The organism is Thermodesulfobium sp., from assembly GCF_053498235.1.
The window spans coordinates 49170-64067 of the sequence record NZ_JBRCUV010000037.1; the positions used below are offsets into that span (position 1 = coordinate 49170).

Genomic DNA, 14898 nt, shown 5'->3' on the forward strand with positions numbered 1-14898 from the left:
ATAATTGTGTTTTATAATAAAAGGAAAAAATTAAAGGAGTTCTTATGCAAAGGACAAAGGCGCTAATATTGAGTGGAGGCAAAGGGACAAGGCTTAGGCCCTTTACCTATACCTTTACAAAACAACTTATACCTGTAGCAAATAGGCCTATACTCTACTTTGTTATAGATGATATATTGCAAGCTGGAATAGAGGATATTGGGGTAATAATAGCTCCTGAGACAGGTGAAGAGGTGAGAAGAGTTCTTGCAGAGTACACTTTTGATAATAAAAAAATTGATTTTAATTTCATTTTGCAAGAAAAACCTCTTGGTCTTGCTCATGCAGTTAAAATTGCTCAAGATTTTCTAGGCAAAAGTCCCTTTGTGATGTTTTTGGGAGACAATCTAATAGAGGATGGAATAAGTTCTTATGTAGATAAATTCTTTTCTGAAGAGCTTGACGCCCTAATATTTCTCAAAGAAGTAGAAGATCCTACAAGGTTTGGGGTAGCTGTTTTAGATGAGTGCGGGAACGTAAAAAAGCTTGTAGAAAAACCAAAGAACCCACCCTCAAACCTTGCTCTTGTTGGCGTCTATATTTTCTCAGAAAAGATCCACGACGCAATAAAGCTTATAAAGCCTTCCTGGAGAGGGGAGCTTGAAATTACAGATGCAATAGACACTATGGTTTCAAAGGGGAATTTCGTAAAAGCCCAAGTCTTGGAAGGTTGGTGGTTGGATACAGGAAAGAAAGACGATATCTTAGAGGCAAACAGGATAGTCTTAGATGAAAAAATAAAGAGAGAAATCTTAGGTGAAAACCTTCATTCCAAGATTATTGGAAGAGTACAAATTGCCAAAACCGCAAGGATTGAGAGGAGTGAAATAAGAGGCCCTGCAGTTATAGGAGGGGAGGCAGTTATAATTGATTCGTTTATAGGACCATACACTAGTATTGGTGACAGATGCTATATTGAGAAAAGCGAAATTGAACACTCTGTTGTTCTTGAGGAGAGTAAAATTTTCGGTGTAGGGAGAATTGATGCCTCTTTAATAGGCAGAAGGGCATATATTTCTAAAGAAGAAGAATTAGTTAAAGCATATAGGTTTTTCATTGGTGATGATGCTCAGGTTGAGGTTTGTTAATGAGGGCAATCCTTTTGGGAGCGAATGGTCAATTAGCAAGGGAATTTATAAACAACTCAGTAAATTTTAATCTTCAATTGATACCATTTGATAAAGGAATGCTTGATGTAACCAATTTTTTTGAACTAAAAGAGGTTATTAAGATATATATGCCTGATATAGTGTTAAATTGTGCTGCGTACAATCACGTTGATAAGGCTGAATCTGATTGGGAGGCAGCCTATAAAGTTAATGCGCTTGGTCCTAGAAATCTTGCTGTATTGTCGAACGAGCATAACTTTATTCTTGTCCATTTCAGTTCAGATTATGTTTTTGACGGTCTATCTTCAAAACCTTATCTAATTTACGACAAACCAAATCCTATTTCAACTTATGGCAAGTCAAAGCTTTCAGGCGAGAAGGAGATTACCTCTTTGTGTTCGAAATACTATATAATTAGGACTAGTTGGGTGTTCGGAGATGGGACGAACTCCTTTCCAAGAAAGCTTATTGAGTGGTCTAGAGGTAAAAGGGTCGTAAAAATTGTGTATGATCAAGTTTCTAGCCCAACTAGCGCAAGATATTTAGCTACAAAAACAATAGATATCATTAAAAATTTACCTTATGGCATTTATCACGTTACCAATTCTGGATATTGTTCAAGATATGAGTGGGCTAAATTTATTTTTGATTTTTTGAAAATAGAGGTTGAGCTTGAACCTGTAAAATCAGATGAGTTTGTTACTCCTGCAAAAAGGCCTTCTTTTTCTGTTTTAGACAATTTCCCTCTTATTGGTGATGAAGATTGGAAAGAGTCCACTACTAATTATCTTTTATCCACTTCACAATTGTGATATGATAACTTTATTGATTTACAAATTTTTTTTGAAAGGGGAGAAAATATGCCCTGGCGCATTTTTATAAATAGCTTTTTTATTCTGTTTTTATTGGTAATTCTTTCTCAATCTTCTTTTGCATCTGAGGCCACTTCGGGAAGCGGTTATATGAAGGTTACGGCCTTCGCTGTTGAAGGCAACAAAAACGTTGCAACTGAAGATATTTTGTCTGCAGTTCCCTTTAGAATAGGTTCTATTATTACTCCAAATGATGTTCAAGAAAGCTTAAAATCAATATACGCGCTAGGGTATTTTAGCGATGTAAAAGCTAAGACGAAACCATTTGAAGATGGTGTGGAGCTTATCTATGAAGTAACAGAGAATCCAATCCTTAAGGGCATACTTATACAAGGTAATAGTGTAATTCCAACTGATAAAATCTTGAGCGTTATGAATTTACCTACGGGCAAAATTTTCAACTACAATGAGATGGATAAAGCACTTAAAAGAGTTGAAGATTACTATGCTAGCCAGGGCTATACAGCAGCGAGGATTATGGATGCAAGCCTTTCTCCTTCGGGATATTTGTTAGTAACTATAGCAGAAGGAAAGATTCAGGCCATAAAAATTTTAGGCAATCATAAAACTGTTGAACACGTTATTAGACGAGAACTAACTGTAAAGCCGGGCGACATATTTAATTACAATAAAGTAAAGGCCGATATTAACAGGCTTTATGATATGAATATCTTTAGTGATGTAGGTGTAATGTTTGAGCCTGGAACGAAGCCGGGCGAAATATTTTTGGATATAGACGTTAAAGAGAAGAAAACTGGTACTGTTACTTTTGGAGCTGGATATAGCACAGCATATAGCGCAATTGGTATGATAAGTTTGTCTGATAACAATATGTTTGGTAGAGCTCAAACCATGTCGATTGGTTTGCAGTTTGGCACAAAGCAATCTTACTATTCGATTAGCTTTTATGATCCAAATTTTAATGATCACAATATGTCATTTGGTGCAAATTTGTACAATTATAGAACTTATGACCTATTAATTGGCGGATATACTACTGATGAGAAGACGGCAGGATTTAATATGTCATTTGGATTCCCGATTTTCGATAAATACACAAGACAAACTATTACTCCTGGATATGAGAGGGTTCACCTATCTACAACGCAACCTGTAAATCCAAACGATCAGTATGCAAGGCCAAACGGTTCATACAGATCTTTAACTTATGCAATATCAAGAGATACCAGAGATCAAACTAGAGATCCGCGTCAAGGATATTTTGCTAGTGTAAGCATATCCCAGACGAATGGCTTTCTTGGAGGATCTAGTCTATACTCATTTGAAAAGGTGATTGCCGAATTTAGAGACTATATACCTCTAGATAGGTCAAAGGAGCACGTACTTGCGGGTAGATTAATGGGAGGTACTTCTATAATTCCTTCTGGCAAAATAATGCCAGTATATTATCAATACTATGTTGGTGGTCAGGGAACTGTTAGAGGGATAACAGACAACAAGTATTTTGGAAGATATTTTGCGATTGGTAATTTCGAATATAGATTTCCATTTATAAGAGGCACTAGAGGTGCATTGTTTACCGATATTGGAGATGCCTGGGGTGGTAATAGCGATTGGCCTGATTTCAAACTTCATGCGGGTGTTGGTGTTGGTATTATGCTAAATACACCGTTTGGTCCCGTTCGTATTGATGGTGCTTATTCTACTAACCACTTCAAGGGATACTTTGGTATGGGCAATCCTTTCTAAGTTTATTAATATTTCTTTAATTAATTTATCTAATAATTTATTAGAGATAGAGTTAAAATGTGTGTTGGTAGTTCGTTGAAAATAAAAGGAGGGCTTTATTTGAAAAAGAGTATTCTGCTTTTTATTTGTGCAATTTTGATGTTTTTTGCATTTCAGACAAGAGCTATGGCAAAGGACAACGTAGTTGCCTATATCGATCTTATGAAAGTTGAGGCTGGAGTAAATGAATTAAAACCTCTTATCGATCAAAAAAATCAGCTTGAAATTCAGTTTGAACAGTTAAGGAATCAAAAGCAACAGGAATTCGCTCAAGCTCAAGCATCTGGTGAATCTCAAGAACAGCTTAAAAAGTTATACGATCAGATTAACCAAGAACTTGCTGCTAAGGAGAAAGAAGTAGAGGCTGCAAGAGCCGCTATTGATGCAAAGTTACAAACTGTACTTCCAAAAATCAAAACAGCTATTGATACTGTAGCAAAACAAGTTGGAGCCTCAATAGTTCTAGATAATGCTATAGTTTGGTGGGGCGGAGTAGATATTACTGATCAAGTAATTGCTAAGGTGAATGGGCAATAAACTCTTATCAGAAATTGCTAAAGCGGTTAATGGAACACTGAGGGGTGAAGATTTAAGTGTTAAGGACATTAAACCCCTTAATATTGCTTGTGAAGAAGATTTAAGTTTTGTTTTGGATAAAACCAATAACGAATTAGCCTGCTTTTCAAAAGCAGGCGCTTTTCTTTGTTATAAAGGATTTGAAACTACTAAGCCTGTTATCGAGGTTGATTCACCTAAATTGGCGCTTTCTAAGGTCATTAACATTTTTTATCCTATAAGTTATAGGGAGCCATTGATACACAAGAGTTCTGTAATATCTGAAAATGCTTGGATCTCTGATAAGGCATATGTTGGACCTTACTGCGTTATAGAAGAAGGAGCGGTTATAGAAGATAATGTTGAGTTAGTTGCCTTTGTTTATATCGGTAGGGAAACCAAAATAGGCAAAGGTACAAGAATATTTCCTTTTGTAAGTATTAGAGAGAAATGTAAGATAGGAGAAAACTGTGTAATTCAGGCAGGTGCGATGATAGGCAACGATGGTTTTGGATATGCTACTGATTCTTATGGTCATCATACATGGATACCACAAATAGGTGGAGTTTCAATAGGCGATGAAGTAGATATAGGTTCAAATACTACTATAGATAGAGGATCGTTTGTTGACACCGTTATCAAGGATAATGTAAAAATAGACAATCTTGTGCAGATTGGACATAATTGTACTATAGAAAAAAGCGTTATACTTGTGTCAATGGTAGGACTTTCTGGTTCTGTACATGTAAAAGAAAACGCTGTTCTTGCAGGCCAAGTTGGAGTAAAGGATCACATTACAATCGGAAAGGGTGCTACAATTCTTGCAAAATCTGGTCTTATGAAGGACGTCCCAGATGGTGTAACGGTTATGGGATATCCTGCAAGACCGTATGTTGATTTTTTTAAAGAGAGAATCTTAATTGAGAGATTGCCAGAAATTGAGAGAAGGATTAAAAAATTAGAAGAGAAAATCGAGAGCTTAAAGGATCAAAATAATAACGAGTGAAGTAAAAGAATCATTCTTATCATGTATAGTGTATTTTAAAATATTATTTCCTGAGAGATGTCCAGGATACTATAAGGGGTGATTTAGAAAAAAATGAAAAGCCATATTAAATTACGACAACCTTGTTGCTATATAATCTTTCTTTCTTTATTAATATTATTTTTATTTTCTTTTTCTAACTATGCCTTCTCATCAGACTTGATAGAAGAATATCCAAATGCTTCAATTGATTGGGGCAAGAACCAGATTAGCGCCGTTGGTTTTGGTGTTGGTGGGTTTAATAGTGCTAATCCATTTGAAAGTTCTTACCAAGCGGCAATGAAAAACGCTAAGGACAGAATGATTTCTGTAATTATGATGTTAAAAGACACTAAAGGCGTTAGCTTGAGAGAGCTTTTGTCCAATCCAGAAAATATGAGCAAACTTAATGCATGGATTGAAACACTTAACGTTAAGGTTTTAAAATACTCGGATAATAGTGTTAAGGTAATATTAACTGGAACATTAAAAGATGCACCTGATTCTCTAGAAAAAGCCCTTGGAGTTGAGTTGCAATCTCCAAATTAACTAATGCGATTTTTGAAGGGATAGGTATTCATACAGGCAAGATGTGCAAGATAAAAGTTTATCCATCCGATGGGGGTCTCTGGATAAAGAAGAACGGTTTGTTTTTTTCAAATTTCCAAGAAATGGTTAAACCATCTGAGAATGCAACCGTAATTGAAAACAACTATTTTAGGTTATCTACGGTTGAACACCTTTTTTGTGCGCTTGCTATGTTAAAAGTTAACGATGTTGTAATAGAAATTTTAGAGGGTGAGGAAGTTCCAATTTTAGACGGAAGCGCTATTAAATTTTATAATGAACTTTCTAAAGTCTTTTCAAAAAAAAATAAAAAAAATATTTTTAAATCGCTTAAACAACCGTTATTTTATAAAGAGAACGATTCCTTTGTATATTTTTTCCCATACAAAAGGTTTGAAGTTAGAGTTTATCTAGATTATACTACAAAAGGTCTAGGGCTTCTTAGCGGTGAATTCATTTTTGGAAGAGATAAGAAGGAATCTATTTTAAATGCAAGAACCTTCGGTTTTATATCCGATTACGAGTTGTTGAAATCAAAAGGGAAGGCTCTAGGAGCAAGTTTGGATAATGTGCTCGTATTTGACGATAAAGGTAGGCCATTGAAGAGAATGAGAAGTGCAAGAGAAGTTGAAAGGCATAAAATACTTGATTTTATAGGAGACCTCTACCTTAATGGGTTTTTGCCTCGTGCTCAAATAGTTGCTGTTAGGCCTAATCACAGAATAAACGCAACAGTTAGCAAGATTCTGAACAATAACTTCAATCCTTAAAAAGTATTTCTAAGGAGGTGCTGTATTGTACGATATAAACGATATTATGAAGGTTTTACCTCACAGATATCCTATGCTTTTGGTTGAAAAAATACTTGAGCTAGAACCAAATGTTAGGGCAGTTGGTTTAAAAAACGTGTCAAATAATGATCCCTACCTTATTGGTCACTTCCCAAACGATCCTATCTTTCCAGGTGTTCTTATGATTGAGGCAATGGCACAGGTTGCAGGTTTTTTGTCTCTTGTTTCTTTAAACAAGGAGGGGACAATTGCATTCTTTAGTTCTGTAGATAAAGCAAAATTTAGAAAGATAGTAAGACCTGGTGATACCCTTATCATGGAGGCTAAGGTATCAAAGATAAAATTGCCATTTTGTAAGATGGATTGTACAGCTAAGGTTGAAGATAAGCTTGTATGTGAAGCAGAATTAATGTTCTATCTTCCTAAATAAATATGGTTAACATTCACTCTACAGCAATAGTATCTTCTAAGGCTATAATAGGTGAAGGAGTTGAAATAGGTCCATTTAGCATAGTTGAAGATGATGTTGTGATTGGGGATAATACTCGTTTGGCTAATAATGTTTTGCTCAAGAATGGTACTAGAATTGGCAAAAGCTGTTTTATATCTACGGGTTCTTGTTTGGGACAGGATCCACAGGATTTTCATTATAAGGGCGAAAGAAGCTTTGTAACAATTGCTGACAATGTTACTATAAGAGAATATGTAGTAATTCACAAGGCAACAGGGGAAGGGGAAGAGACTTTTGTGGGAGAGAATTCATATTTAATGTGTTATACCCACTTAGGTCATAACGCAAAAGTTTATGACAATTGTACTTTGGCAGCATATGTTGTATTAGGTGGACATGTAACGGTAGAAAGAGATGCCTTTTTAGGGGGTGCATCTGCCTTTCACCAATTTGTAAGAGTTGGCAGAATGTGCATGGTTGGTGGCCTTTCTAAAGTAGTTCAAGATATACCTCCATTTGTAATGTGCGATGGAAATCCTGCGAGGCCAAGGGGATTAAATTTAGTGGCATTAAGAAGGAGGGGATTTTCCCAAGATAAAATAAGTGCAATAAAAAGAATATATAAGATTTTAATAGAGGAAGTTCATCCAAAGGATGAATTGATAGATATACTAAAACGTGATTTTTCTCAGTATGAAGAACATAAAGATTTTATTGATTTTATTACAAAGAGCAAAAGGGGTTTTAGACGTGTTCAAAGTAAATAGTGTAGAGATTGGTGGAGATAATTTGTTCTTCATTTTGGGTCCTTGTGTTATTGAAAGCGAAGAACATGTAATAAAAATGGCAAATATTATTAAAGAAATAGCAAATTCGCTTAATATTCAGGTTATATTTAAGAGTTCATATGATAAGGCAAATAGGACATCCCTTGTTTCATATAGAGGCCCTGGAATTAGGGAGGGATTAAGAATTCTTAGCAGAGTTAAAAAAGAAGTTGGTTTACCCATAACTACAGATGTTCATAGTGTAGAAGAGGTGTTTATTGCATCTGAGGTAGTAGACATGATTCAGTTGCCAGCTTTTTTATGCAGACAAACAGATCTTCTTGTATCTGCCGGCAAGACAAAAAAACCCGTAAACATTAAAAAAGGCCAATTTGTAGCCCCACATTCAATTGGTCCAATGATTGAAAAGGTAAAATCTAATGGTGAAGATAGGGTTTGTATTACTGAAAGAGGCTATTCATTTGGATACAATAACTTGGTTGTCGATATGAGATCAATTCAAATCATGAAATCATTTAACGTGCCGGTAATATTCGATGCGACTCATAGCGTACAATTGCCTGGCGGACTAGGAAATTCCTCTGGAGGGGAAAGAGAATTCGTTCCCACGCTTGCTCGTGCTGCTGTAGCAGCAGGTGCAGACGGAATATTTATGGAATGTCATGATTGCCCTGATTGTGCGCTTTGTGATGGTCCGAACTCAATGCCTGTTAATGAGATCGAAAGTTTGTTGAAGATTTTGATTGGAATAAAAAGAATTGTAGGCTAATCTGGAGGCACTTATGAATAAAGAAGAAGTATTATCTCTTGCCAAAGAGGTATGTCATATCGAAAGAGAAAGTATCGAGCAACTGTGCAATAAGATCGACAAATCATTCTTAGATGCAATAGACATCATCCTTAACTGTAACGGGAGGGTAATTATTACAGGTATGGGTAAGTCTGGACTTATTGGTAGAAAGATTGCCGCTACCCTTTCAAGCACTGGCACCCCATCTCTCTTTTTGCATCCTGCTGAAGGTATCCACGGCGATCTTGGAATGGTTACTGGCAAGGATATTGTTATTGCGATTTCTTATAGTGGTGAAAACCCTGAACTACTAACTATATTGCCAATTTTAAAAAGGATGGGAGTTAAAATAATTGCTATGACTGGTAATCTGTCATCTACCTTGTCTACCTTTTCTGACGTTGTCTTGGACATAAACGTAAAGAAAGAGGCTTGCCCATATAATATTGTTCCTACCTCTTCTACAACGGTTACTCTTGTTCTTGGTGATGCCATTGCAATTTGCCTGTTGAAATTAAGAAATTTTAAACCTCAAGACTTTGCTATCCTTCATCCTGGAGGTGCCCTAGGCAGAAGCTTAATAACCAGAGTATGTGACTTGATGCACAAGGGAGAAGAAAATCCTGTTGTTTTCCTTGAGACAATTGTAAAAGATGCACTTTTTGAAATTAGCAAAAAGGGGCTTGGTGCAGTTTCTGTAATAGATAGAAGTGGTGTTTTGAAGGGTATTATAACTGATGGCGATATTAGGAGAAAAATAGAAATAGATGATATGTTTTTATCTAGACGCGTTGAAGAAGTAATGACAAAAAAACCAATTTATATCCATGAGAAACGTTTAGCTACAGAAGCATTAAAGATGTTACAGGATAAAAACATAAACCTGCTTCCTGTGGTAGACGATAATTTGAAAGTGACTGGCATGATTCATCTACACGATATATTGAAAGCTGGTATAGTCTAAATTGCATTAATTTTGATAATATATTTTGTTATAGATGTCACTTCAAAAGAGAGTAAAAGAGAACTGTGTTGCTCTTGATAAAAAATGTATAAAAAGGAGTTCAACTTGAATCTTGAAGATAGAATCAGGCAAATAAAGGTGATTGCTTTTGATGTTGATGGTGTTCTTACAGATGGGAGTATAATTATTTCTTCAGGAGATGAAATAAAAGCCTATAACGTAAAAGATGGTCTAGGTATTACAATGGCGAGAAAATTAGGTTTTATAATTATATTTATTAGCGGTAGAGGTTCAGCTTCGCTTGAAAAAAGAGCACTAGAGTTACGGGTAGATTACCTTATAACAAATTGTGAAAACAAAAGAGCAGAACTTGATAAGATTTTAAGGGCGTTGAATATGGGCTATGAAAACGTTGCTTATATGGGCGATGACTACAATGATCTTCCAATACTAGAAGTTTGTGGGGTTAGTGCTTGCCCCATAGATGCGCTTGAAGTTGTAAAGGAACGCGTAGATATAGTTATTGAAGAGTTTGGAGGTAAAGGCGCAGCAAGGTCTCTTATAGAAAAGATATTAAGAGTTCAAGGCAAGTTAGATGAGGGTATTAGACTTTATTTTAGTGATTATTAAAGGTGTATAAAAAACTTTTCTTAATAATAGCACTAACGATTATACTTTTTGCTTCCTTAGCCTTTTTTACAAATTTGTTAATATTAAATAAGCATAATACCTTGCTTCTTAGCAACAACGAAAACGTAACGAATAAATTTAAAAATATTCAACTCCCTTTTAAGATATATGCTAAAGAAGTTTATGATACTCAAAATGAAATAATTGGTGAAAAATTTGAGATAATCTATAATAAAAACGAATTAATTTTTATTACGGGAGAAAAGGCTATCTATAATAAAGAAACTAAAATAATCAGCATCTTATCAGGAACCATCTCTTTTAACGGTTATACAATGACTTTTAAGTCTGGAGATTTTGATACAAAACGGGATACCTTAAGCTGTGTAGACTTTAGCCTAAAGGGTAAAAATGAGCAAATGAGTTCAAAAAGTGCAGATATTGATTTTGCAAGCAAAAAGTTAATTGCAAAGAATGCTGTAATTAAGAGTACAGAACCCTAAGCGTGCTCTTCATAGTAACACAAGCATCTTGCTTGATAAATTTTGTAGGAGGACGAAATGGAATTTAATAAAAAATTGCTAATAGATTTTCCTGTCTATCAACTTGAAGGCAAAAGGGTTTTTGTAAGAGCTGATCTAAACGATCCTGCAGACTCAGAAGGAAATCTTACAGGCGATATGAGAATAAGAGCGGTATTACCAACTATTGGATACCTGGTAAATGCCAGAGCAAAAGTAATTCTTGCATCTCATTTTGGGCGTCCAAAAAATAGAGAAAAGGAATTTTCCTTAAGAGGAGTAAAAAAAAGACTTGAAGAGTTGTCAAGCTTTAGAATACACCTAGCTCCCGATTGTCAAGGAGAAGAAGTTGTTAAAATGTCGAAAGAATTAAAAAATGGTGAGGTTTTGCTCCTTGAAAACCTTAGGTTTTGTTCAGGGGAAACAAAGAACGACCCAGAATACGCAAAGTTTTTAGCTTCACTTGGAGATATGTATGTAGCAGAGGCGTTCGGTGCATGCCATAGAGAACATGCATCAATATCATCTGTACCAAAAATGATACCATCAATGGCTGGTTTTTTGTTGGCAAAAGAAATAAACACATTAAATAAATTGCTGCATAATCCAGAACAACCATTAGTAGTAGTCGCAGGAGGCAAAAAGGTTTCTGACAAAATAAAAGTCATAGGAAACCTTATAGATAAAGTAGATAGCATCTGTGTAGGGGGTGGAATGAGCTTCGCATTTCTTAAAGCAAAGGGATATGAGATAGGAAAATCCTATGTAGAAGATAATATGGATAATGTCGCAAAAGAAATACTTGGCAACAACGGTAAAAAGATATTATTACCAGTAGATGTAATGGTCGCAAAAGAAATAAGACCAGCATCTGAATCAAAAGTAGTAAATATAGATGAGATACCACCAGATTGGTATGGCGTTGATATAGGACCAAAAACCATAGAAATGTTTAAAGCCCAGATCTCAAAAGCAAAAACCATCTTCTGGAATGGACCTCTTGGAATTGTTGAAATACCCGACTTTTCATATGGTACTAGAATAGTTGGCCTGTATATTGCGCTATCATCTGCAATAACAGTCTCAGGTGGCGGAGATACGGCAGAAGTGGTTAGAATGATGAACCTTGACCAACATTTTACACACGTATCAACAGGTGGTGGAGCTGCTTTAAAATTTCTAGAGGGAGCTGATTTACCAGGAATATCGGCTCTTCCAGAAAGGAGTTAAAATGAACTACGCTGTTGCTAATTTTAAAATGAACAAAACCTCTGATGAAGTAGATGAATATATTTATAAATTAAGACAAAATCTTAAAGATAATGTAAAAACTATAGTTTGTCCTTCTTTTGTCTCCCTTGAAAGAGCTGTAAAATCAGCTTTTGGTTCTCTAATTGACATTGGAGCACAGAATCTTTATTTCGAAGAAAAAGGTGCATTTACAGGAGAAGTATCAGTAAAGATGTTAGAAGCCATAGGAGTAAAGTATGTAATAATAGGCCATTCTGAAAGAAGACAATACTTTAAAGAATCTGATGATTTGTTGTTTAAAAAGGTTAAAGCTGCGGTTAATAGATTAAAGGTTATCTATTGCTTTGGTGAAACAGAAGAAGAAAGATGTGCTGGCAAGTCCATTGAAGTCACGTTTAACCAATTAAATTCTGTTAAAAATTTTTTTAAAGACATAATATTGGCTTATGAACCAGTTTGGGCAATAGGAACTGGTAAAACTGCTGATGCAAGGGAATCAATTTCTCTAATAAAGGAATTAGAATCGAAGCTAGGAACTCTTCCCGCATGCCTCTATGGAGGTTCAGTTAATCATAAAAATGCAAAATCTTTCATTGATGTGGGATTCAAAGGTGTGTTAGTTGGTTCTGCAAGCCTTGACGTAGAAGAGTTTGCAAAGATTATCAAGGAAATAGCTTAAAAATGCAAAAAGCTATGTTAATAATTTTAGATGGATTTGGGGTTAGAGAGGAAACTTATGGTAATGCAGTTAAAGCAGCCCACATGCCAAACTTCAAAAGAGTTATGAATACATACCCAAATACAACCCTTGTTGCTTCTGGTGAAAAAGTAGGTCTTCCCGAAGGTCAAATGGGGAATTCTGAAGTAGGTCATCTAAATATTGGTGCTGGAAGAATTATGTATCAAGAATTAACAAGAATAAACAAAGAAATTAAAGATGGTGAATTTTTTAATAATGTTGAAATAAAAGAAATAATGCACAAGTCAAAAGGAGGTTCTCTCCACCTTATTGGTCTTGTTTCTGACGGCGGGGTACACAGCCATATTGAACACCTGAAATCTCTTATCACAATGGCAAAAAAGGAGGGAGTAGAAAGAGTTTATATACATGCAATAACAGATGGCAGAGATACTCAACCAGGAACTGCTATAAATTTTTTGAAAGACATAGAAAATCATACTAAACAACTGAGCACAGGAGAAATAGTGTCCGTTTCAGGAAGATACTATGCAATGGATAGAGACAAACGATGGGACAGAACAAAAAAGGCATACGATGTGTTTGTAGGTAAAGACAAAACAAATTTTTTAACCTATGAAGACGGAATAAGCTATTTTTCCAGAAAAGGTGAAACAGATGAATTCTTCACTCCATTTGCTATAGGTTATAATCCAGATGAAACAAGGATAAAAAATAACGACGCAGTTATATTTTTTAACTTTAGGGCGGATAGAATGAGACAGATTACCAGAGCCCTTTTAGATCCAGAGTTTAGAGAATTTGATACTGTAAAACTTAATCTCTTTTCATTAACCTTCACAGAATACGATAAAGAGTTCCCACTAAAAGTAGCTTTTAGAAATGAAATACCGAAAAATGTTTTGGCCGAAGTAATATCGAATAATGGATTGTATCAACTTCATACAGCAGAAACAGAGAAATATGCGCATGTAACCTTTTTTTTTAATGGAGGCAGGGAAGAACCATTTGAAAGAGAGGATAGAATTTTAATCCACTCTCCAAAAGTTGCTACTTATGATTTAAAACCCGAAATGAGTGCATTTGAACTTACAGAAAGTCTTTTAAAGTCTTTGTTTGACAAAAACTATGATTTTACAGTGATAAACTTTGCGAATCCTGATATGGTTGGACACACTGGCAATTTTGATGCCGTGAAGAAGGCTTTAAATGCAGTTGATATTTGCCTGGGAAAAATCTTTGATTTATTTGAAAACAAATTCCCCATAGTAATAACGGCAGATCATGGAAATTGCGAAGAAATGTTTGATAAAAACACAGGAGAGCCCATGACATCTCATACGACTAATCCAGTCCCATTTGTAATTGTAGGAAACGAAAAACCTTTGAGACAAGATGGGATTTTAGCAGATATAGCTCCTACTATTCTTAAACTTATGGGAATATCTAAGCCAAAAGAGATGTCAGGAAAATCACTTTTACTTTAGAAAATTGAAAATAACAACAACCTTATTAAAAAGAAGTAAATAAAATTATGGCTATATTCTAACTAAAAAGAGCTAAAGTGAACTCGAAAATCTTCAAAAGTTTCTTAAGCGTATTAATATCAGGTTTTTTAATTTATTTATTAATAATTAATATCAACCTTAAAAAGGTCTTGGATGTAATTTTAAGCTTTAATAAGGAATTTGTAGTAATTTTTTTCCTTCTATTTTTCATCGTTTTAAATCTCAGGGCTTTCATATGGAAAAATTTATTAACGAATATTTCAAACGAATTACTATTCAGACACTTAATTGCTGGCGAAGGATTAGGGTTTGCAATTAATTCCTTTTTGCCACTGAGGTTAGGGGATCTTGTTAGAGGAATTTACATGTCAAAAATTTCTAACCTGCCTTTCCCATCAGTTTTAGTTAGTATAGCTACTGAGCAGCTTCTAGATTTTTTTACAGTTTTAACTCTCGGCCTTTTCTGCTTGTGTACAGGTGTTCAAATTGCAATAAATATTCTCCTCTTGCCTATAACGATGACTATAGTTTTCCTAACACTATTTTTTTTATCAATTTTTATAAGAAAGAAATTTGAACACTTTAGAAC

At 35.0% G+C, this 14898-nt stretch carries 17 protein-coding genes; all 17 read left to right on the forward strand.

All coding sequences use genetic code 11. From position 1 onward, the window contains the following. Positions 1–44: 44 nt before the first annotated feature. Positions 45–1127, forward strand: a complete 1083-nt coding sequence (locus ACWIUX_RS05050) for a glucose-1-phosphate thymidylyltransferase (RefSeq protein WP_448589639.1) — start codon at positions 45–47, stop codon at positions 1125–1127. Continuing rightward, on the forward strand, positions 1127–1960 hold the full coding sequence (gene rfbD / locus ACWIUX_RS05055) for a dTDP-4-dehydrorhamnose reductase (protein WP_448589640.1): 834 nt from the start codon (positions 1127–1129) through the stop codon (positions 1958–1960). Before ACWIUX_RS05050 ends, rfbD begins: the two co-directional genes overlap by 1 nt. A gap of 48 nt (positions 1961–2008) precedes the next feature. After that, the gene (locus ACWIUX_RS05060; RefSeq protein ID WP_448589641.1) at positions 2009–3730 is read left to right on the forward strand and encodes a BamA/OMP85 family outer membrane protein; all 1722 of its coding nucleotides are present in this window, start codon (positions 2009–2011) and stop codon (positions 3728–3730) included. Positions 3731–3829: 99 nt separating this feature from the next. Further along, the gene (locus tag ACWIUX_RS05065; protein WP_448589642.1) at positions 3830–4306 is read left to right on the forward strand and encodes an OmpH family outer membrane protein; all 477 of its coding nucleotides are present in this window, start codon (positions 3830–3832) and stop codon (positions 4304–4306) included. After that, on the forward strand, positions 4296–5330 hold the full coding sequence (lpxD, locus tag ACWIUX_RS05070; protein ID WP_448589643.1) for a UDP-3-O-(3-hydroxymyristoyl)glucosamine N-acyltransferase: 1035 nt from the start codon (positions 4296–4298) through the stop codon (positions 5328–5330). The genes ACWIUX_RS05065 and lpxD overlap by 11 nt, the downstream gene beginning before the upstream one ends. A gap of 93 nt (positions 5331–5423) precedes the next feature. Further along, complete coding sequence (locus ACWIUX_RS05075; RefSeq protein WP_448589644.1) at positions 5424–5897, forward strand: hypothetical protein; 474 nt, start codon at positions 5424–5426, stop codon at positions 5895–5897. A gap of 20 nt (positions 5898–5917) precedes the next feature. Continuing rightward, on the forward strand, positions 5918–6685 hold the full coding sequence (locus ACWIUX_RS05080) for a UDP-3-O-acyl-N-acetylglucosamine deacetylase (protein ID WP_448589655.1): 768 nt from the start codon (positions 5918–5920) through the stop codon (positions 6683–6685). Between the two features lie 25 nt (positions 6686–6710). Further along, positions 6711–7136, forward strand: a complete 426-nt coding sequence (gene fabZ, locus ACWIUX_RS05085) for a 3-hydroxyacyl-ACP dehydratase FabZ (RefSeq protein ID WP_448589645.1) — start codon at positions 6711–6713, stop codon at positions 7134–7136. A gap of 2 nt (positions 7137–7138) precedes the next feature. Continuing rightward, entirely contained in the window at positions 7139–7924 is a 786-nt protein-coding gene (lpxA, locus tag ACWIUX_RS05090; protein ID WP_448589646.1) for an acyl-ACP--UDP-N-acetylglucosamine O-acyltransferase, read from the forward strand. Next, the gene (gene kdsA / locus ACWIUX_RS05095) at positions 7908–8714 is read left to right on the forward strand and encodes a 3-deoxy-8-phosphooctulonate synthase (protein WP_448589647.1); all 807 of its coding nucleotides are present in this window, start codon (positions 7908–7910) and stop codon (positions 8712–8714) included. The genes lpxA and kdsA overlap by 17 nt, the downstream gene beginning before the upstream one ends. Before the next feature lie 13 nt (positions 8715–8727). Beyond that, positions 8728–9699, forward strand: a complete 972-nt coding sequence (locus ACWIUX_RS05100) for a KpsF/GutQ family sugar-phosphate isomerase (protein WP_448589648.1) — start codon at positions 8728–8730, stop codon at positions 9697–9699. 105 nt (positions 9700–9804) lie between these two features. Further along, positions 9805–10329, forward strand: a complete 525-nt coding sequence (locus tag ACWIUX_RS05105) for a KdsC family phosphatase (RefSeq protein WP_448589649.1) — start codon at positions 9805–9807, stop codon at positions 10327–10329. Positions 10330–10331: 2 nt separating this feature from the next. After that, entirely contained in the window at positions 10332–10832 is a 501-nt protein-coding gene (locus ACWIUX_RS05110; RefSeq protein ID WP_448589650.1) for a hypothetical protein, read from the forward strand. A gap of 57 nt (positions 10833–10889) precedes the next feature. After that, positions 10890–12080: a phosphoglycerate kinase gene (locus tag ACWIUX_RS05115; protein WP_448589651.1), complete on the forward strand. Its 1191-nt coding sequence runs from the start codon at positions 10890–10892 to the stop codon at positions 12078–12080. Position 12081: 1 nt separating this feature from the next. Then, the gene (tpiA, locus tag ACWIUX_RS05120; protein ID WP_448589652.1) at positions 12082–12780 is read left to right on the forward strand and encodes a triose-phosphate isomerase; all 699 of its coding nucleotides are present in this window, start codon (positions 12082–12084) and stop codon (positions 12778–12780) included. Positions 12781–12782: 2 nt separating this feature from the next. Next, the gene (gpmI, locus tag ACWIUX_RS05125) at positions 12783–14288 is read left to right on the forward strand and encodes a 2,3-bisphosphoglycerate-independent phosphoglycerate mutase (RefSeq protein WP_448589653.1); all 1506 of its coding nucleotides are present in this window, start codon (positions 12783–12785) and stop codon (positions 14286–14288) included. Positions 14289–14365: 77 nt separating this feature from the next. After that, positions 14366–14898, forward strand: a 533-nt coding sequence (locus ACWIUX_RS05130) for a flippase-like domain-containing protein (RefSeq protein ID WP_448589654.1), incomplete at its 3' end; no start/stop codon positions are given.

Bases quoted from the DNA above. Each gene is read 5' to 3' on its own strand.
- ACWIUX_RS05050 (WP_448589639.1), top strand. From the start codon at position 45: ATGCAAAGGACAAAGGCGCTAATATTGAGTGGAGGCAAAGGGACAAGG.
- rfbD (WP_448589640.1), top strand. From the start codon at position 1,127: ATGAGGGCAATCCTTTTGGGAGCGAATGGTCAATTAGCAAGGGAATTT.
- ACWIUX_RS05060 (WP_448589641.1), top strand. From the start codon at position 2,009: ATGCCCTGGCGCATTTTTATAAATAGCTTTTTTATTCTGTTTTTATTG.
- lpxD (WP_448589643.1), top strand. From the start codon at position 4,296: ATGGGCAATAAACTCTTATCAGAAATTGCTAAAGCGGTTAATGGAACA.
- ACWIUX_RS05075 (WP_448589644.1), top strand. From the start codon at position 5,424: ATGAAAAGCCATATTAAATTACGACAACCTTGTTGCTATATAATCTTT.
- lpxA (WP_448589646.1), top strand. From the start codon at position 7,139: ATGGTTAACATTCACTCTACAGCAATAGTATCTTCTAAGGCTATAATA.
- ACWIUX_RS05100 (WP_448589648.1), top strand. From the start codon at position 8,728: ATGAATAAAGAAGAAGTATTATCTCTTGCCAAAGAGGTATGTCATATC.
- ACWIUX_RS05115 (WP_448589651.1), top strand. From the start codon at position 10,890: ATGGAATTTAATAAAAAATTGCTAATAGATTTTCCTGTCTATCAACTT.
- tpiA (WP_448589652.1), top strand. From the start codon at position 12,082: ATGAACTACGCTGTTGCTAATTTTAAAATGAACAAAACCTCTGATGAA.
- gpmI (WP_448589653.1), top strand. From the start codon at position 12,783: ATGCAAAAAGCTATGTTAATAATTTTAGATGGATTTGGGGTTAGAGAG.